Here is an 18,452-nt window from a genome sequence, read left to right as displayed (position 1 = left end):
AAAGCGAATAAAGGCAATAGTGAAAGAAATGAAGTGAAAGAATGCCATTCCATGAGAAAAACCATGGAAATAGAGAAAAAATCAATGTACATTCTGTGTAGCAATTTTTGACCTTTGGTGAAATATGGAGTATACTATATTTTGTCAGTCAGATCGGGGTGTAGCGCAGCTTGGTAGCGCATCTGGTTCGGGACTAGAGGGTCGCAGGTTCAAATCCTGTCACCCCGACCATTTGATAAAAACTGGAAGGCAAAGATCTATTGACAGGATTTAAGAAACATGGTATTATAATATCCTGTTGATACAAAAGAATTGCTGTTATGAATGCAACGGTATTTCAGATCAACAGCCTTTCAGGTCGCGGGTCCATAGAGATAGCCCTATGGACAGCCAGTACATGGTGGCTGTAGTCAAGCGGTTAAGACACAGGATTGTGGCTCCTGCATTCGTGGGTTCGATTCCCATCAGCCACCCCAATTATTTCATTGGGGTATAGCCAAGTCGGTAAGGCACCAGACTTTGACTCTGGCATTCGTTGGTTCGAGTCCAGCTACCCCAGCCATTATGACCCATTAGCTCAGCAGGTAGAGCACTTGACTTTTAATCAAGGTGTCCCGCGTTCGAGCCGCGGATGGGTCACCAAAAAAATTAGGCATGCGGGCATGGCGGAATTGGCAGACGCACTAGATTCAGGTTCTAGCGGGAAACCGTGGGGGTTCGAATCCCTTTGCCCGCACCAAAAGCATGCGGATGTAGTTCAATGGTAGAACTTCAGCCTTCCAAGCTGATAGCGTGGGTTCGATTCCCATCATCCGCTCCATTATATCTGTGGGCTCATAGCTCAGTTGGATAGAGCAACGGCCTTCTAAGCCGTGTGTCCGGGGTTCGAATCCCTGTGGGCTCACCATATAAATATGCACCCTTAGCTCAGTCGGATAGAGTCGCTGGCTTCGAACCAGTTGGTCGGGGGTTCGAGTCCCTCAGGGTGCACCAATCAATTCCTTGCAAATACTAATATTTGCAAGGAATTTCCATTTTTGTTATGTTTATATAACTCATTTTGGGGGACAGAGGAACAAGGCATAGTAATAATCCAGGTAATTGGACCTTAATAAACTTCATTTAGACGGCCATATAACGATAATATAATGAAGATAAATTGATTCGCAATTTAGGATTCTATCGTGAAAAACTGGCGACCGAAGGTCGCCAGTTCATGGTGTATTCTTTACAATTTGCGATATTCATTTTCAATGAATATAAATAGCCAGATGATAGCAAAAATTAGAAGAATTAAAAGATTAATCTTAGAAAGGAGCATATAAGTTGAAATAGAAATTATCTTTCTAAGCCAAAGCTGATTAATAAGAAGAGATATAGATAGGGATAATAACCCAAAAAAGTAAATCACCCTGCCTGGCACGCAGAGTGATTAGATAAACTTTAACGCTTCTGTGGCAACCGCATCTTGCGGATTCGATTACCTTTTAGGGTTATATTATATCAAAAGTGACAGTATTGTAAACCTTTTAGTAGACATTTTTAATAGTTTTATTCTTATTTTTATAACAAGCACTCTCTCAAGAAGCATCCACCAATAATAAAAGCCTTGTAAGCAAGTATGTTTACAAGGCTTTTTATATATCATGTTTTATATGCTTCATTAGTGGCAAGGGGCCCTAAATAATAGAAGCATCACGTACATACTATTACGGAGATATTAGATTTACTGGTTAGGCGGCTTCATGGCAAACCATATAAGCTCCTTTACAAACACCTCGAGTTTCATTTCGTGGTTATCAGCAGCTTTTTGTATTTCCGACAGTTCCTGGTCAGTAAAGTCAATACATATGCGTTGGGTTTCCAAATTAAGAACCTCCTTCATTTTATATAGATTTATCTATAAGATACCCTTGAAAAAATGCTTTATTCAAGGACTTATGGAATCAATAGAATGGAATTTTGTACCGGAAGGAAATTGCGTAGTTTTAGCTAATATGATTATATAGCAATTTGAGTTTTAAATAAAGGAGCGATCATATGAAACGATGTAGATTTTTGTTAGCAGCAGTTCTTCTTGTCTTTTTTTTGAGTACAGGATTTGTTTTTGCTGTAGAAACAGTAGAGATCACTATAGATGGACAGTTGTTAGCGGTAGATGTACCCCCAGTGATCATTCAAGGGAGAACGCTGGCGCCAATGCGTGCTGTGTTTGAGTCTTTAGGGGCTGAGGTAGAGTGGGATGGCAAAACAAAAACCGTTACTGCCCATAAAGAAAATCAAGAAATCATACTGACCATTGGGAGCAACTATGCAACTGTAAATGGAAAGCAAAAGCTTTTGGATGTACCGGGAACCATAATCAATAATCGAACGCTAGTACCCCTCCGCTTCATTGGAGAGAGCCTGGGTGCAAAAGTAGACTGGGATGCAGTTCAGAAAAAAGTAATCATTAACAGCGAGGTTCTTTTATCTACGGATAAAGAGTTTAGGTTTCAGGAAATTGGTATTGGAGATGCTGAAGATCATGTGCTCCGCCAACTAGGTCAGCCGGCAAGGAAAGATCAAAGTGAATATGGCTTTATATGGTATATTTATAATAAAGATTATAATAAATACATTCAGGTAGGAATTGAAAATCAAAAGGTTGTAGGATTATACACCAATGCGGATAATTGGAAATCAAAACAGGGAATTCAGATTGGAACGAAAAAGGATCATGTGAACAAATTATTTGGAAAAGGACTTTCTAGCATCCGTAAAGGAAATACGCTTTTTCAGCTCAATCATGGAAGCCAGGCGGATGTCTATTTAATGAACGATTACTATGCAACCATATTCTATGACTTGCACAATCAGACCACGGTTACTGCGATTCAGCTAGTTGAAAAAAATGTAGAGGAGAACATGAAGTCTTTCTATGCTAAGCCCAGTGATCAACTAAAGGAGAGCTTTGAAAAACAGGTATTTGATTTGGCAAATGCCATTCGGGCTAGAAATAATCTGACAACCTTTAAGTGGGATGAGAAGATTTCCGGTACGGCTAGAAAGCACAGTTCGGATATGGCAGCAAATCAGTATTTTGATCACAACAATAAAAGAAATGAAAGTCCCTTTGACCGAATGACGGCGGATGGAATTGTCTATCGAATGGCTGCAGAAAACATTGCGGCGGGTCAATCCAGTGCAATTTTTGCCCACGAAGGGTGGATGAATTCGGCGGGACATAGAGCCAATATATTAGGAAGCTGTACACGACTTGGAGTAGGTGTACATTTTGGCGGCTCCTATCAAACCTATTATACACAAAATTTTTATACGCCAAAATAAATCTAAAAAGGCATGGAGCAGTTCAAAACTCCATGCCTTTTTAGATATTGATTAAATCAGCTTTTGATCAGTGTATTCGCGGAAAAGGAGGGCGTGTATTGTACGAATAAGTTTATATAACAATATTTACTGGATCATCGCCTAAAATGGACAGGCTGCTTTAAAGTATAATAAAAACCTAAGGTACTCATGAGCCCAAGACAGTAAGCCAATGTAGAATGCAAATAGGTCCATTTACTAGGAGTAAAGTGTAAAAAACCCAATTTTACGGCAAGTATTTCTATTGCTGTTGCAAAAAAGGACCAAAGAAGAACGGCTGCAAGCTGGCCGAAAGTGCTCTTGGGCAGGTATTGGAGCAATAACATGCCAATTGCGAAGAAAGGGCCGATTACGATAAATAGATCAACACCATCGACATGGATCATTATATATTTATCTTCCCAGAACTTATGTACAATAAAAAATCGTTCTAATATATATCCTACTACTGCTGACCATATACCTGCCGGCAGCAGTTTCAAAAAGGGTCTGTGCCTCGAAGAAAAATAGAGAATAATCCAAGAAATAACCGCTAGCAGCAACCACGGCAAATCATAGCGTTCTAAAAATTTTGTAAGCGTATTTAAGGTCATATTTCACCTCCATTATATTATTATGCAATATTTTGGCGAAAAGAATACCTGTCAAAAAGAAGGCTGTATTTGAATTTTCAAATACAGCCTTTTTATAATAGAATCAATATTTACTTACTGCGGTCCGTATAATGAGTATGAAGCAGCTTGTGGGCTTTATGGCTTCCCGGTGCTGTCAAGTAGGTATCATATAACTTTTGCACATCAGGATTTTCATGGGATCTCCGAATGGTGTTTGCGCTATCGGAATTGTATAGACCTTCTTTACGCTGCTCCCTCGTCTGTTTATAGTCCGGGATAGGAGCACCGCCGCCGCCTAAACATCCTCCGGGGCAGCCCATTACTTCAACAAAATGATATTCGGCTTCTCCTGATACAACCTTTTCAAATAGATTTTTTGCATGCATTGTACCATTTACGATAGCTACCTTTAATTTTTTTCCTGCGATTTCTAATTCTGCTTCCTTCGTTCCTTCCAGACCTCGTACTGCATGATAGTCCAGTGTATTGATTTCTCCATTGGTTAAAATATGGGCAACCGTTCTTAGGGCGGCTTCCATTACGCCGCCGGAAGCTGCAAAAATTCTAGCGGCTCCAGTACCTGTTCCTAAGAATTCGTCGAAGGCTTCATCCTTTAATTGCAGGAAAGGAACCTGCTGTAATTTTAAAAGCTTAGCCAATTCTCTGGTAGTTAGAACGATATCTACATCCCGCAGTCCATTAACTTCCATTTCAGGCCTTCTCGCTTCAAACTTCTTTGCTGTACAAGGCATAATGGAAATGCTGATAATATCTTGTGGGTTGATTCCCGTTATTTCTGCATAGTAGGACTTTGCCAGTGCACCGAACATCTGTTGAGGAGATTTGCAAGAAGACACATTGGGGAGCAATTGTGGAAAATTATGCTCTACAAATTTTACCCAACCAGGAGAACAGGAAGTCAATAGGGGAAGATTTTTTCCTTCCTCTAGTCGATGCAGCAGCTCTGTACCCTCTTCCATGATCGTGACATCCGCTGAGAAGTCGGTATTAAAAACCTTATCAGCACCTAGTCTTTTTAGTGCTGCAACGACTTTTCCAGTTACATCGGTTCCAGGTGCCAGGCCAAATTCTTCTCCTAGAGTATTTTTGATCGCAGGAGCAACTTGAACGACTACATGCTTACGGGAATCTCTCAGTGCCTTATAAGCATCATGAATCGCACTTTTTTCATGAAGGGCACCAACGGGACAGACTTTTACACACTGGCCGCAGTTTATACAATTTGTCTCTGATAAGGGTTTTCCGTCTTTTGTCACAATAAGTTTTCTGCCATCCTGTTCTGTCAATGTATAGACACCGATTCCCTGAACCTCTTCACACATTTGAATACATCGCTCACATAAAATGCATTTATTCATATCCCTTACGATGGCATCACTAGACTGATCTATATATGTTTCAACGATTTTATTCTGGAATGAATGATCTTCTCTGGTTACATCCATGACATAGCATAGATTTTGCAGCTCGCAATCACCTGAAGCTTTCATACAAGTTAAGCAATCATTCGGATGATTTTCTAAGATTGTTGAGAGGATTTCCTCTCTTTTTGCGTGGATTTTCTCTGTTTGCGTTCGAATAATCATACCCTCACGAATAGCAGTAGAGCATGATTCAACAAGATTCTCTATTCCCTCCACTTCTACACTACATATTTTACAGTTTGACCCTGGCTTTAGATCGGGATGGTAGCATAATGCTGGAATCCATACGTCGATACCTCTACAGGCTTCAAGGATTGTACTTCCTTCCGGAACCAAAACTTCTTTTTCATTAATTACTACTTTTACCCTATGCAATGTATATCCCCCTTTTAATAAAACTCATATTATGCTAAATATTCAACATAAATGAAGAATTTCCTTTGATACTTTTTTAACTAAAAAACTTTTTTTTAGTTAAAAGCCGTGAAAGGATAAGCTTTCACGGCATTGATAAATCAGTATATTACTATAAATATTATAGACTGCTTCTTTTCATGTCACTAATCATAAATTGAATGCTTTTATGACCATTCCATTCATTGAAGCAGGGAAAACCCAGCAGGTCCAATGCGGCAGGGTTGTTTAAATGATTTATATAGAAGTCAGCCAACCCGAAGCCAATTGCATCCATGGTTCCTTTATTTCCAGAAATACCTCTCAATTTGATATGTTCTTTAGATTTTCCCATGAACAAAAGATCAGATGGCGCAGGAGCTTTTAGATTGGGTATCAGGAAAAGAGGCTTTTCATTACCCATGCCATAAGGCTCTATGCGTTCTAAATCCTCGACCAGTTTTTCTGTGATCTCCGGCGGCGTTACAATACCATAAATTTTTAATGATTTCCTAAAAATATCCGGCGTATTTTCTATGATTTCCCGGGCCTGCAGATTCAGCCGCTGGCGAAGCAGATTTAATTTATCTTTCTCTATAGAAAATCCACAGGCATTCTTATGACCGCCAAACTTCAGAAAGAGATCTGCACACTTTTTTAATTCTTCATAAATATCCAACCCTTCAATACTGCGGCCACTTCCCTTTAAAATTCCTTCTTCAGCGGCTTCAGTGACTACAAGCGTTGGTTTATAATAAATATCCCGGATTCTTCCAGCAATAATACCGATGACACCCTCATGGGTAATGCCGGAATCTACTACTAAAAACAGGTCATCTTGATATTCTTTTTCAACCCTTTCACGGCACAGTTCCAGTCCTTGATCTTGTATCAGCTTCCGTTCGTCATTGCAGGCGATCAGGTGCTGGGTAAGAGCCACAATTTTATCCGGTTCCTTAGCAAGAAGCAGCTCTACTCCTGCCCGTGCATCATCAATTCTTCCGCTGGCATTAAAATGAGGCCCTAGGATATATCCAATATGATAGGCGGTGATTTTTTTTCCACCGAGGCCAATGGATTGGATCAAAAAGTTTAGTCCATGACGGGTCGTATGGGTCATTCGCTGTAGGCCGTATTTCAGCATGGTACGGTTTTCGTCGATCAGTGGAACAACATCGGCTACTGTAGCCAGAGCCACTAAGTCCAAGATCTCATTCAGACAGGTTTTAGGGGCATCCAGTTTTTTCTGCAATGCTTGGGCGAGCTTAAAAGCAATGCCACAGCCGCAGAGAAGCTTGAAGGGATATGGACAGTCCTCCTGTTTGGGATTGAGAATCAAACAGTCTGGCTTTTCCTCTGAAAGGTTATGGTGATCTGTGATGATGATTTCCATCCCCAGGGATTTGGCTAAAGCTACTTCTTTAACGGAAGTAGATCCACAATCTACCGTGATAATCAAATCAGCTCCATTATTTTTAATTTCCTGAATGGCGTCGCAGTTTAGGCCGTAGCCTTCCTCTGCTCTCAAGGGAATGTAGTAATGAAGATGATCTGTAAAACGACTTAAAAAGTCCATCAATAAAGCGATGCTCGCTACACCGTCTACGTCATAATCACCATAAATCCAGATGTTCTTTTTTTCGCGAATATATTGAAGGATTAGTGCTGAAGCTTCTTCCATATTTCTCATTAAGAATGGATTATAGGTTTTTTTAGGCTTCGGTGAAAGAAATTCCTCCATCTCTGCAGCTTCAGTGATTCCCTTGTAAAATAGTACTTTTTGTACGATAGGGTTTATACCATTTTGTAGAGGAATAAATTTTGAATCTATATCATGAAATTTCCATAGGGTTTCAACCATAAAAAAAACCTCCCATATAAGCTATGCTGTAAAGCTTATGCTACCATAAAAAGCTTAAGATTTCAACGGGAGAGTGACGATAAAACTTTTGTCGAAAGATTAAAAAAGGAAAATGCAGGCGAGTCTGGTAATATGTTAATATATATCCTAGGAGGTGAGGACCATCCGTTATAATGCTATAAAAGAAAAAATGCTGTTCAATCAGTTTGACAAAAACTGTGTGATGATTGAAGGAAAAAGAGCTACTGGGAAAACAACCTTAGCCATAGAGAAGTATCATCATATGGTCGGAGTTGAAAAAATACCCAGTGAAGAGATTCTGGTACTCTATATGAATCGGGATCAAGGATTAACTTGGAGAGCATCGATGGTTCTTAGCCAGGCTGGGGCGCTACGTCATCATACTTACAGCAGTTTTATTCAAAAAGAGCTAAACTTGTATTGGCCGTTGATTTTAAAAAACTGTCCTTTCATAAAAAAAGGATTGCTAAGGCCTACCTATGCATCTGCTGATATGGCCCATTTCATGATGAAGCTGCTGGTGGAGCACTTTAGAGGAAAAAAAGGATATCTGTTGGATATCAATGCACCAGCCCACCAGATATGCAGGTTGCTGACATCAAATATTCGTCAAGCCGCCTTGTCTAGAATCCCCTTTGAGGAAATCGGAAAGAGACTCTCCTTGGGGTTGGGAACTGGAGATTTGTTTGAGAAACAATTGTTTGGTGAGATCGAAGAGATTCTTCAACATTACATAGATAGTTTTTTGGAAAAAGGGGTTTTAGATGAAGGCCTGAGCATTTCTATCTATCATCAGTATCTATTGGAGGAGGATACTTATCAGAACAGCTTAAAAAGGCGAATCAAATACCTGCTGATAGATAATGCGGAAGAAGCTTGCCCTGCAGAAATCGACTTATTGAAACTGCTGATACCTCATGCTGAAATGAGCTATCTTTTCTATAACTCCGAAGGAGGAAGTGCTGTACAGTATGGAGCAGATCTTCTTTATCAGGTGAAACACTTCGATATAGAAAGGGAGCATGTGAAGCTAGAGGACTATTTTGATCATGAAGAAAGCCTGGTAAAACTAGCTGGTTTGCTGGAAAATGCTATTTTATATGAAACAAAAGAAAATTCCAATTTCTTTATATCGGCTGACCTTGATGATTCTGCTCAGTTACATATGGAGATGGTAGAAAAAATAATTGATAAAATCGAAGTTTTGTTGGAGCAGGGGATAGAACCCCATGAAATCTGTATCTTGTCTCCCGAAAATGATTTGCTGCTTCGCCACGAACTGAAAAAGTTGGCAGCGAGAAAGAATCTTCAAGTGTTGGATACAGAAGAAAGAGAAAAATTAGTGGAAAATCCCTTTGTACATGTACTGATCCTTTTGGCGGATATTTGCTATAGACCAGATAACAGTCAATTGACAGAGGATGATTATCGTATTTTTTTCATGAATATATTAGGAACCAACCCAGTAAAAGGAGCGTCCATTGCGAGAGATTTTTTAAAGAAAAGAACATTAGCGGATCCAATTCATTTTAGCAGACTTCATGAAGAACCACAGATTCAGCAAAGATATCAAGCCTTATATCACTGGGTTATGCAGGTTGTGGATCAGAAACCTACGATGGATGAATTCTTTCGAAAGGCTTATTTAGAAGTTTTATTTAAACTTCCTCATGCAAAAGATCATATGAATTCTGTAATTTTACTGACGGACAGGACAGAAAACTTTTTCGATATTGTTAAGGTCTTTGAACATATGAAGAATCCGCTGGAAAAGTTCTTCGATTTTATTCAAGGAGACTTGCTGGATTCCTCTGCTGCAATGGATGAAATAGATGGAATGGATGCATCCTGTATACTGCTGACGACACCCTTTCGGTATTTGATGAGCAATCGGAGAAGAAAAGTCCAGCTTTGGACAGATATTCGCAGCCGAAAATGGATCAATAGGATCAGAAAAGAACTGACAAATCCCCAAGTTTTAAAAAATACCTGGGATATGTTTACGCCTTACACGGAGACGATAGAAGAAGAGCTGGGGAAACAACAACTGATAGCTTTGCTGCATGGACTGTTGAAGAAATGTAGCGGACAAGTTTATATCTACAGCAGCAGCTACTCACAGCAGGGTTATGAGCAGCAAAACATATTGGCGGAGGCATTAGGCGAGATTCTCCCAAAAGGAGGTGCACTGCATGATCTTTCGAGAGGATCAAATATCGATTATGGCCTATAGTGGAGGTACTATGGCAGTACCAGCTGTACCGGGAGCAGGAAAAACCTTTATTATAGCCAATCTGGCTGCTGATATTTTATTAAAACAAAAACATAAGCCAGGAAAATTACTGATTGTAACCTATATGCTGAGTGCAGCCAATAATTTTAAAAGCAGGATTGGGAAACTATTGGAGGAAAAAGGTTTTTCCAATATGAGTGACTATGAAGTCATGACCATCCACAGCTTAGCGCTGAGAATTCTAAAAGAGTGTCCCGATGCCATTGGACTCCATGAGGATTTTGATATTCTAGATGAGGGAAAGAGAAATATTTTTTTGCAACAGGGGTTTGCTTATTGGTTATACCAAGGTGGGGAGGACTCTCTCAAAAGCTTTCTTCATACGGAGAAGGGGTTTAAACAGTGGAAGGATGGGTTTCATGGAGTTGCTGGTGCTTTGATCAGCAAACTAAAACTCCACGATCTCAGTGCGGGCACTTTTAAAAAAATGGCAGCAGAACAGAGGGAGCCGCTTTTGACAGCAGTGTCTAATATCTATGGCATTTATGATAAGGCGCTTCGGAGCAATGGCTATATTGACTATGATGATCTATTGAACTTTTCCTACAAGGTCCTGAAACAGGATGCAAGGATCAGAGAACGATATCAAAATCGGTATACTTACATATTTGAAGATGAATGCCAGGATTCCAATCTGCTGCAGGGAAAACTGCTGTCATTGCTCTCAGAGAAAAATGGAAATCTCATCCGGGTAGGAGATATAAATCAGAGCATTACAGGAACTTTTTCTGCATCGAATCCCGTATTTTTTAAAGAATTCTGCAGTCAAGCCCAACACTGTCACACAATGGATATGGCCAATCGAAGTTCAACGGATATTATAGGGATGGCTAATTTTTTGGTGCAGGATGTCAGTCAATCTCATCCAGAACCAAGCTGCAGAGATGCGTTAACAGCACAATATATTCGCCCGGTGCCGGCAGGACCCTGGGGACAAAATCCGAAGTTCAATGAATATCATCTCTATAGCTATATTGAAAATAGCTGGGATGGAGAAATTTATAGAGCAATACGCTTATTAAAAGGCTTTAAAAAAAAATATCCTGATAAAACAGCTGCACTGTTGGTACCTTCCAACTATCATGTGGAATCAATGGCTTCAGTCCTGAAAAAAGAAGGAATTGAATATGATGAATTGTCTAATACTTCGGAGAAGCGGATGCGGCCAGTTAGAACCTTAGGAATGGTGTTGGATTATTTAGCACAGCCAGAAAGTAAAGATAAATTTTTGCAATTATTGCAGCAGTTCATGGGGGGAAAAGAAGGAAAAGAAGCTGAGAAGCTGTGGGCTTGGGTGGGCAAACATAACCCAGAGCAGTTTTTGTATCAACAAAGGGAAACCGAACAAGAGGAAAAAGCCGTAAATCAACTAATTTCTGCTAATCTCCGTCAAGAATTTTGGAAGCAGATTGAGCGCATAAGAAGAATTCTGGATTTGCCGCAGACAAGAATAGAAGATTTGATTTTGAAAGCTGTAGATTTGCTTTCCTTTGAAAAAGAGGAAAAGGCTATGGCGGAAGCAGTAGCCTTTTTTATTAGGAACCGCAGGGCAAGGGAGCCAAGACTTACTTACAGTGAGATAGCAGACCTGCTGACGCATCAAGGCGGTAAAATATTTAAGACTGCTGCGGAGGTAATCTATGATCTACAGGAATATGAGCCGAATGCAGATCGCGTTACGGTGTGTACATACCATAAAGCAAAGGGATTGGAGTGGGACTGTGTGATGTTGCTCGGGTTGACCCAGTATAATTTTCCATCCTCCCTTGTCCATAAAAACCGTTCGGAATACTGGTACCTGAAAGAGGATTATAAAAATCCTACGGCTGTAGGAAATGCACAAATTGATCGATTGCTAGGAAGAGAAAGCCCCCAAAATCCTGTAATAGAAGCTAAAGAGGAAGTAATCAGGGAGAAAATCCGATTGCTGTATGTGGGAATCACCAGAGCCAAGGAATTCTTGATTCTTTTAGCCCATCAACAATACGGTGAAAAAGGTAAATCTGAGGAAGTATCCTACTACTTTCAAAGATTGGCCGAATATATTCGATCACAAAGGAGTAAACAGCTATGATAGATTTGAGAAAGCAAGAAACCTTTTATTATAGCCAGAACTCCTTGAATACTTTTCTACAATGCCCTAAGAAGTTTCGTTTTAAATATGTGGAGCGTCTTCACTGGAAGAAAGCACTTCCAGGTGCAGATTTGTATTATGAAAATATGAAAGTAGGTCTAGATTTTCATCTGCTTTGTGAAAGATATTTTTCCGGTATTGCCTGCGATGTACCAGAGGCAGTAGAAAATCGAGAACAGCTTCAGACTTGGCTTAAGCAATTGAAAGAAATGATTCCGCTAAAGGAAGAGCATCGATATCTTCCAGAATATGAGATGCGCATGATCAAAGGAGATGTACGGCTGCAAGCCAAATACGATTTGATTGTTTTGAAAGGAGATGGGGATGTAGAAATTTGGGATTGGAAAACAGAGGAGCGGCAGATGAGCATGGCTGAAGTAGCAAAAAAGATACAGACTATGGTATATATGTATTTATTTATGGAAAATGCACAGGGGTTGCTCAGGTGCCCTATAGATTATGAAAAAATAAAAATGATCTACTGGCAGCCCCAGTATGGGACAAAAAGGCTAGAAGTTCCTTATTCCAGAGAAAAACACCTGCAGTATGAAGCAGAAATAAAGAACATTATACAGGAGCTGCAGGTCTATGACTTTGATTGTCCGATGAATAGAGAGCGCTTTGAAAAAAGTTGCAGATATTGTGAATTTCAAAGTTTATGCAACCAGGAGGCGTAAAGGAAGCTTGCTTTGAAGAGAAAATAGGAGTACAGGCCTATGGAAAGAAACTATTGAAGAATTGTATTATCTAAGGCTTTCCTGTACAATGAATCTTATAGCAGGAAAGCTTCCCGATTTTGGGAACCTATGTAAATTTGCAATGAAGTGAAAATCGGAATGACAGGCAGAAGGGCTGTGAAAGATATATGGATGCTTCTTACATCGAAAAGTATAATATTCTGCAAACCTTTCAGAGCAATGACCATCAAAAAGTATTCATCGGTACAGTAAAGGATCGGGATCATGAGATCGTGATCATCAATATATTGAGAGATTTAGGAGATCTGTGGAAAAAGGACAAAGAAAAGCTGGAAAATGCACTGGGCAATCTTCTGCATTTGGAAATCGTAGAAGAGGGGTTTGTTCTGGTAACCACTTTTAAAGATGCACAACCCTTAGAAGATTACTTCAATCAAACCCATGTGGGCATCCATAAGAGAATGAATATTCTATTTGCTTATCTGCGAGATATTGTGAAATATAAGGAACTGGATTATTCTTTGCAAAGTATGTTGATTGATGAAGCTCAGATATTGATAGACAATCACCAGCCTTTTTTAAGTGAATTGATTTTGATAGACAAAAATTTGGAGATGGACACGCCCTTTGAAGGGTTAGTCAAAAAGATTGCGGGTGTTATGAAAAAGATTCTTATAGCAGGATCTTCGCTGGAAGATGAGAATAAGGATATGCTCCAATTTATACATAAGCTAGAGAACGGGGAACATACCTATAAAGATATCGAGGACATTTATCATGCTTTTCGAAGCTACTATTTATACCAATGGGCTATGGGCGAGCAAAGTACTGGGAGTAGAAAGAGCCTTGCACTAAGGGAAGAGTCTTCTTTTAGGAAAAAAGCTCAGCCCCGCATGGGAAAAAGCATGTTGGGGAAGATGGCTCTTTTGGTGGTGGCATTAGGCTTGGGGACTTATGGTCTTTCAAAATATGGATTGCTGGAAGGACGGCAAGAGAATGTTTTAGTAGAGCCAGTGGCCTATTTTGAAAGAATAGAGACGAGTACAGGCTGGGAATTTGTTAATAAGAGTACAGGAAATAATTTAAAAGAATCTATCTGGGAAGTTCTAAAGAATGAGGAGATTATTGAAAGTACAAAGGCAAAAGACCTTATGATTGCCTCTCCAGAAGCAGGTATATACAAAGTCAGCTTAAAAGTAAAGGGAGAAAAAGGGCAGTGGAGCCAGCCGTACGAAGAAGAAATAATTCTGGGAAACAACGTCAATGACGAGTATAGTGAGGCAGAAGATTTATCTGATCCGTTAGAGGAGGTTGAAAGATTAGACAAGCTCCACTTGGAATATGATACAAGCCAGGGCATTTCTTTAGATCATGATATTTACAAAACGGGAAACTATGGGATACGCATTGAAGGAAGTATAGATTCACCCAGAAAGATAAGCTTTAAAAATCTTTCTCTAAATGATCAAAGTTTCTTCTCTATGTGGATCATGGCAGATGCTGCTGAACCTATAGAGATTCGTTTAAAGGGGTTACAAAAAAATCGGATTGTTTTCGAAAAAAACATTCAGCACCAGCCAAGCGGAGCCTACCTATGGGAACTGCTGAATATTGAGGATGGAATCGGTTCTATAGACAGATTGGAAATGAGCCTGTCTGCTCCGTCGGTTCTGTGGCTGGATGATATTGAAGTGGATAGTTTTAAATAATGGTAAGGAAAAAGAAACTTACAGTAAAGAAAAGCTGTAAGTTTTTTTTATTATTATGGTACAATAGAAGGGTATATAAATTCCAATAAAGTTCTGGAGGGAAGTCTATTATGAAGAAAGAGATTATCGAATGGATAAAGACAATTGCTATGGCTTTAGCCATTGCTTTTACAATAACTTTTTTTATTACACCCTTGGAAGTTCACAGTGTTTCAATGAATCCGACTTTAGTAGAGCGTGATTATTTGATTTTAAGAAATACACACAGTGTAGAGCGAGGGGATATTGTTTCCTTTAAAACAGATATTCAATATACGGAAGCAGAACTGCAGCAGTTTAATTTTATTCAAAGACTGCGTCAAGGAAAAACAAAAAATCTAATTAAGCGTGTTATTGCACTACCAGGGGATACATTGATGATCCGGGAGGGCAAAGTATACGTCAATGGGGAACAATTGGAAGAAGCCTATTTAAATGGAGAATACACTTCTGGAGATATAGAGATTGACAGAATCCCAGAGGGACAGATCTTTGTAATGGGCGATAATCGCGACAATAGCTTGGACAGTAGGAGCTTTGGTCCTGTAGACATGGAGATGGTTCAAGGAAAGGCAATCTTTCGCGTGCTGCCTGTGGAAAAAATAGGAAAGCTTGATTAAGGTTAGGCATTTAATTGTTAGAATGTGTAATCTTCGAAACCTATAGGAAAGGTCCCGCAGTTGATATTGCTGACGGGACTTTTATTCATAGCAAAATATTAAGAATATAAAACTGCATTATAAAAAGAGCAAATATATATTTCAAAAAATTTACAAATCGTGGTGTATTTTTTAGAAATATGCTATAATTTGTATTAATATGAAATGAGAAAAAAGTCCTAGAAAAACTCGGGACTTCCAGTGAATCAAACCATAATAATACTAAAATATTGTGCAGTTTGTTTCTATATAAGTCACACTAAGTGAATTACATCCGCTTCGCCAGGGGGACAGTTCCATCGTCTTCCCTCCGGACCTTCGCTATGCTTCGGTGACGCTCGAACCGTCCCCCTGACTCCGCTACTTTGTGACTGACTGTAATATACTTAGTGTTATTTATATAGAATAGGCCTTTTTAGTGTAATGACTGAGTAGAAATAAAAATTTCCGTTATATGCGTAGTAAAAGAAGAATCTTGATTCTACACAGAGGTGATGGTAATGACGTCGAAAATACTAATTGTAGATGATACACTTTTTAATCGCAGGATCATACGTGATATATTGTACAAGCACGTTGAAGGCGGGATCTTTTTTGAAGCGGATAATGGAAAAATAGCACTGGAGATTATGGATCGTGAAAATATAGATCTTATTATACTGGATCTAATTATGCCGGTTATGGATGGATTTTCATTCTTGAGGCAGATAAAGGCCGATGCGCAGCATAAGGAGATTCCTGTCATTGTATTTTCTGCTGCTGATGAGATTGAGAGTATTCAAAAAGCCCTGGAAATGGGGGTTTATGATTATGTAACCCGTCCACTATCCAAGGAACAGACCGATATCGTACTGCCTCTAAAAGTAAGAAATGCATTAAAAAGTCATGAACAAAAGAAAGCCTTAATAAAGGTAAACGAAGATCTTAACCGGGAAATGGAACTGATTCGCCACCTAGGCTGTCATGATAGTCTAACAGGGATCTATAATCGTATGTTTTTTGATCAAGAATTGGAGCGAATCAACAAAGATCGCGAAAGATATTCTGCAATTAGCATTATGGTGATAGATTTGGATGGCGTAAAAATTGTTAATGATATATTAGGCCATACCGCTGGAGATAGATTGATAAAGAGTGCTGCAGAGATCATTTGCAAACCCTTTCGAAAAGGAGATATCATTGCCAGATTAGGCGGAGACGAATTTGGTATTCTACTGCCCGGTATGGATGAAGAAACCTGTAACAATAAAAAGCGAGAGCTATTAATGGCGCTGGAAGCTTACAATGAAGATAATCCATTTATAACGATCAGCATGTCCATAGGGTCTAATACCAGTATAAATACATCAGAAGATGTTTATCAGATCTTTCATCGTGCAGACAAAAAAATGTACGAAAACAAACTGAATGAGAAGGGGCATTATCATAAAAAAATGGCAGATTTATTTATTACAACTCTGTTACGGAATGAGGCCTTTGAAGGAAAGGATGCCCTGGAGGAAATCGATAAGATGATGGAAAGACTTCGTATTACAAAGGATGAAGTAAAGAATATTCTGCTAGCGAATAATATCAATAACTTATATCAATAGCCAAGGAGAAAGAAATCCTTGGCTATTGATCTGGTTATGCAATATACTCTTTATGGAAATAAACGAACCATCCATGCAGAAAGAGTCGGATAATACAGCAGGAATACAACCAGTAGTACGGAAAGCCAGAAGATGATTTTACTGTTTCGGTTATTGGGATTTTTTTCGATGATTCGATAGGCAAAAAACAAGAGTACGGCAGTAATGAAAATAAAAAGATTACGATAGGGTGCAAGCCTCGATGCAAGGGTAAAGCCAAATATCCCCAACCCTAGGGGTGCCAGCAATAGGCCCCCGCCTCAGCATAAGGCGGCAAACACGGCAGAAAAGACAGAAGAGATACTAAGTAACTTTTCCCTCATACAAAACCCTCCTCTCTATATCTATTATATTATCAATAACTATTATCTTTTACAATTTAATTTTAAAATTTTTCCGGAATGTCGAAAATTGTTATACGAAAAGTTCACACGAGTTCACGCAAATTTTGACACGATATTGACGAAAATTGCGGAACTATGTATAATTTAGTTATATTGAACTAGGAATGCAGGTGTCTACATGCCCACGCGAGGGAAGATTGCCAAGGCTAGAAGAATACAAAATGAGCAGCAGATGGCTATCACCATAGCAAAGCTTCTTAAAGACGCTACAGGCAAGGGACCGAAAAATATAAAAGCAAAAATACTGGAAGATATTGTGGAAATTTCCATAGAGGGATTTTTGACAGAGCTAGAGCAATTTCTATTGGCGGACTTGAATAATAGAGTGCTCATAGAGCAGATAAGGGACCGTATAATGGGAAAAATAGACCGAAGGATTGAGGAAGAATTATCAAAGATTACAGAAGCAGAACTGCAGATTTTACATGTGCACAAAGATTTACTGCAGGATTACTGCCGGATCACCCTTATTATTACATAATATGCAGGTTTGATGGAAAGAGAGAAATGGAATGATCTCATCCCATTGTCTTAGCTGGAAATAGGCCAACACGCGAATGTTACAGAGGTAACAGTCATTGTGTTGGCTTTTTGATTTGTTTTTATTTCAACATTTTTGTATATAAAAAAGCAATGGCAGAAAGGCAAGTGACAGATAGAAATGTCATTTATTGAAATGAGGGGAAGGGGCGAATATGTATATGGAGGCTAAAGGGATGGAAATGGTTGAACTACTGCCGATTCCAGTATTGATTATGGACGAAAGGGGAAAGTTCATATATGTAAACCGGGAAGCGGAAGAGGCATATGGTTATGGGCGAGGAGAGTTCTTACAGCTGTTTTTAACAGATTTAAGCATAGATGAAGAGGATGCTGCAGTTCACCAGAAAATATTAGAATTTTCACTAAAAAATAAAAGGAAAAGACGGTTAATGCGCAGGCATAAAAAGAAGGATGGCAGCATTATTGATGTAGATATACAATGGTCTATTGTAGAGCTTCAGAAAAAAACCTATGCCCTTTGCTGTATCAGAGAAATTACTGAACAGCAGGAGGTGCTGCGAACCTACGAACGCTCAATAGACTTAATGGCAAAGATTGTTCAAGAGCTGTCCCATAGTACTGAAGTATAGATGATAGGGATTTGCAACTTAAAGACAATGTAAAACGAGTACAAACTAC

14 protein-coding genes and 8 tRNA genes are annotated in these 18,452 nt (G+C 39.2%); 17 read left to right on the top strand and 5 right to left on the bottom strand.

The window, feature by feature from the left end; genetic code table 11:
• Positions 1 to 154 precede the first annotated feature (154 nt).
• The 8 genes from Gferi_RS09455 to Gferi_RS09420 all read left to right on the top strand — a co-directional run bounded on the left by Gferi_RS09455 (position 155) and on the right by Gferi_RS09420 (position 993).
• Positions 155 to 231: transfer RNA gene (locus Gferi_RS09455), tRNA-Pro, on the top strand.
• A 169-nt stretch (positions 232 to 400) separates the two neighbouring features.
• A tRNA-His gene (locus Gferi_RS09450) sits at positions 401 to 476 on the top strand.
• A 10-nt stretch (positions 477 to 486) separates the two neighbouring features.
• A tRNA-Gln gene (locus Gferi_RS09445) sits at positions 487 to 562 on the top strand.
• Positions 563 to 566: 4 nt separating this feature from the next.
• Positions 567 to 642, top strand: a tRNA-Lys gene (locus tag Gferi_RS09440).
• 14 nt (positions 643 to 656) lie between these two features.
• Positions 657 to 739, top strand: a tRNA-Leu gene (locus Gferi_RS09435).
• A 7-nt stretch (positions 740 to 746) separates the two neighbouring features.
• Positions 747 to 820, top strand: a tRNA-Gly gene (locus Gferi_RS09430).
• Between the two features lie 10 nt (positions 821 to 830).
• A tRNA-Arg gene (locus Gferi_RS09425) sits at positions 831 to 907 on the top strand.
• 9 nt (positions 908 to 916) lie between these two features.
• Positions 917 to 993, top strand: a tRNA-Arg gene (locus Gferi_RS09420).
• Positions 994 to 1,726: 733 nt separating this feature from the next.
• On the opposite strand, the gene Gferi_RS28075 is transcribed toward Gferi_RS09420, so the two are convergent.
• Positions 1,727 to 1,867, bottom strand: a complete 141-nt coding sequence (locus Gferi_RS28075; RefSeq protein WP_156782359.1) for a hypothetical protein — start codon at positions 1,865 to 1,867, stop codon at positions 1,727 to 1,729.
• Positions 1,868 to 2,040: 173 nt separating this feature from the next.
• Between Gferi_RS28075 and Gferi_RS09415 the strand changes: the two genes are divergently transcribed.
• Positions 2,041 to 3,330 (top strand): stalk domain-containing protein, encoded by a 1,290-nt coding sequence (locus tag Gferi_RS09415; protein ID WP_069975849.1) that lies wholly within the window; start codon positions 2,041 to 2,043, stop codon positions 3,328 to 3,330.
• A 134-nt stretch (positions 3,331 to 3,464) separates the two neighbouring features.
• Here the strand turns inward: Gferi_RS09415 and Gferi_RS09410 are convergent, their stop codons facing one another.
• The 3 genes from Gferi_RS09410 to recJ form a co-directional block, all read right to left on the bottom strand.
• Complete coding sequence (locus Gferi_RS09410; RefSeq protein ID WP_069975847.1) at positions 3,465 to 3,962, bottom strand: hypothetical protein; 498 nt, start codon at positions 3,960 to 3,962, stop codon at positions 3,465 to 3,467.
• A 110-nt stretch (positions 3,963 to 4,072) separates the two neighbouring features.
• Positions 4,073 to 5,803 (bottom strand): NADH-dependent [FeFe] hydrogenase, group A6, encoded by a 1,731-nt coding sequence (locus Gferi_RS09405; RefSeq protein WP_069975845.1) that lies wholly within the window; start codon positions 5,801 to 5,803, stop codon positions 4,073 to 4,075.
• A gap of 160 nt (positions 5,804 to 5,963) precedes the next feature.
• Positions 5,964 to 7,682 (bottom strand): single-stranded-DNA-specific exonuclease RecJ, encoded by a 1,719-nt coding sequence (recJ, locus tag Gferi_RS09400; RefSeq protein ID WP_069975843.1) that lies wholly within the window; start codon positions 7,680 to 7,682, stop codon positions 5,964 to 5,966.
• Between the two features lie 190 nt (positions 7,683 to 7,872).
• On the opposite strand from recJ, the gene Gferi_RS09395 reads away from it, so the two are divergent.
• The 6 genes from Gferi_RS09395 (at position 7,873) to Gferi_RS09370 (ending at position 16,827) form a co-directional block, all read left to right on the top strand.
• Positions 7,873 to 9,936, top strand: a complete 2,064-nt coding sequence (locus Gferi_RS09395; protein WP_069975841.1) for a hypothetical protein — start codon at positions 7,873 to 7,875, stop codon at positions 9,934 to 9,936.
• A complete protein-coding gene (locus tag Gferi_RS09390) occupies positions 9,896 to 12,070 on the top strand; it encodes an ATP-dependent helicase (RefSeq protein ID WP_069975839.1) in 2,175 nt (724 codons plus the stop codon). Before Gferi_RS09395 ends, Gferi_RS09390 begins: the two co-directional genes overlap by 41 nt.
• On the top strand, positions 12,067 to 12,807 hold the full coding sequence (locus Gferi_RS09385; RefSeq protein WP_069975837.1) for a PD-(D/E)XK nuclease family protein: 741 nt from the start codon (positions 12,067 to 12,069) through the stop codon (positions 12,805 to 12,807). Before Gferi_RS09390 ends, Gferi_RS09385 begins: the two co-directional genes overlap by 4 nt.
• Positions 12,808 to 12,995: 188 nt before the next feature.
• Positions 12,996 to 14,537 (top strand): hypothetical protein, encoded by a 1,542-nt coding sequence (locus Gferi_RS09380; protein WP_069975835.1) that lies wholly within the window; start codon positions 12,996 to 12,998, stop codon positions 14,535 to 14,537.
• Between the two features lie 110 nt (positions 14,538 to 14,647).
• A complete protein-coding gene (lepB, locus tag Gferi_RS09375) occupies positions 14,648 to 15,196 on the top strand; it encodes a signal peptidase I (protein ID WP_069975833.1) in 549 nt (182 codons plus the stop codon).
• A 539-nt stretch (positions 15,197 to 15,735) separates the two neighbouring features.
• Positions 15,736 to 16,827, top strand: coding sequence for a GGDEF domain-containing response regulator (locus Gferi_RS09370; RefSeq protein WP_069975831.1), 1,092 nt, complete (start codon positions 15,736 to 15,738; stop codon positions 16,825 to 16,827).
• A gap of 50 nt (positions 16,828 to 16,877) precedes the next feature.
• On the opposite strand, the gene Gferi_RS09365 is transcribed toward Gferi_RS09370, so the two are convergent.
• Complete coding sequence (locus Gferi_RS09365) at positions 16,878 to 17,114, bottom strand: hypothetical protein (protein ID WP_069975829.1); 237 nt, start codon at positions 17,112 to 17,114, stop codon at positions 16,878 to 16,880.
• A 274-nt stretch (positions 17,115 to 17,388) separates the two neighbouring features.
• Between Gferi_RS09365 and Gferi_RS09360 the strand changes: the two genes are divergently transcribed.
• Both Gferi_RS09360 and Gferi_RS09355 read left to right on the top strand, forming a co-directional pair.
• Positions 17,389 to 17,751 carry a Na-translocating system protein MpsC family protein gene (locus tag Gferi_RS09360; protein ID WP_069975827.1) on the top strand — a complete coding sequence of 121 codons (363 nt, stop codon included), beginning with the start codon at positions 17,389 to 17,391 and terminating at the stop codon, positions 17,749 to 17,751.
• A gap of 235 nt (positions 17,752 to 17,986) precedes the next feature.
• Entirely contained in the window at positions 17,987 to 18,403 is a 417-nt protein-coding gene (locus Gferi_RS09355; protein ID WP_169832978.1) for a PAS domain S-box protein, read from the top strand.
• Positions 18,404 to 18,452 lie beyond the last annotated feature (49 nt).

Origin of the sequence: Geosporobacter ferrireducens, from assembly GCF_001750685.1 — a bacterium.
Lineage (GTDB): Bacteria > Bacillota > Clostridia > Peptostreptococcales > Thermotaleaceae > Geosporobacter > Geosporobacter ferrireducens.
This window is presented reverse-complemented; position numbering and strand designations above follow the sequence as displayed.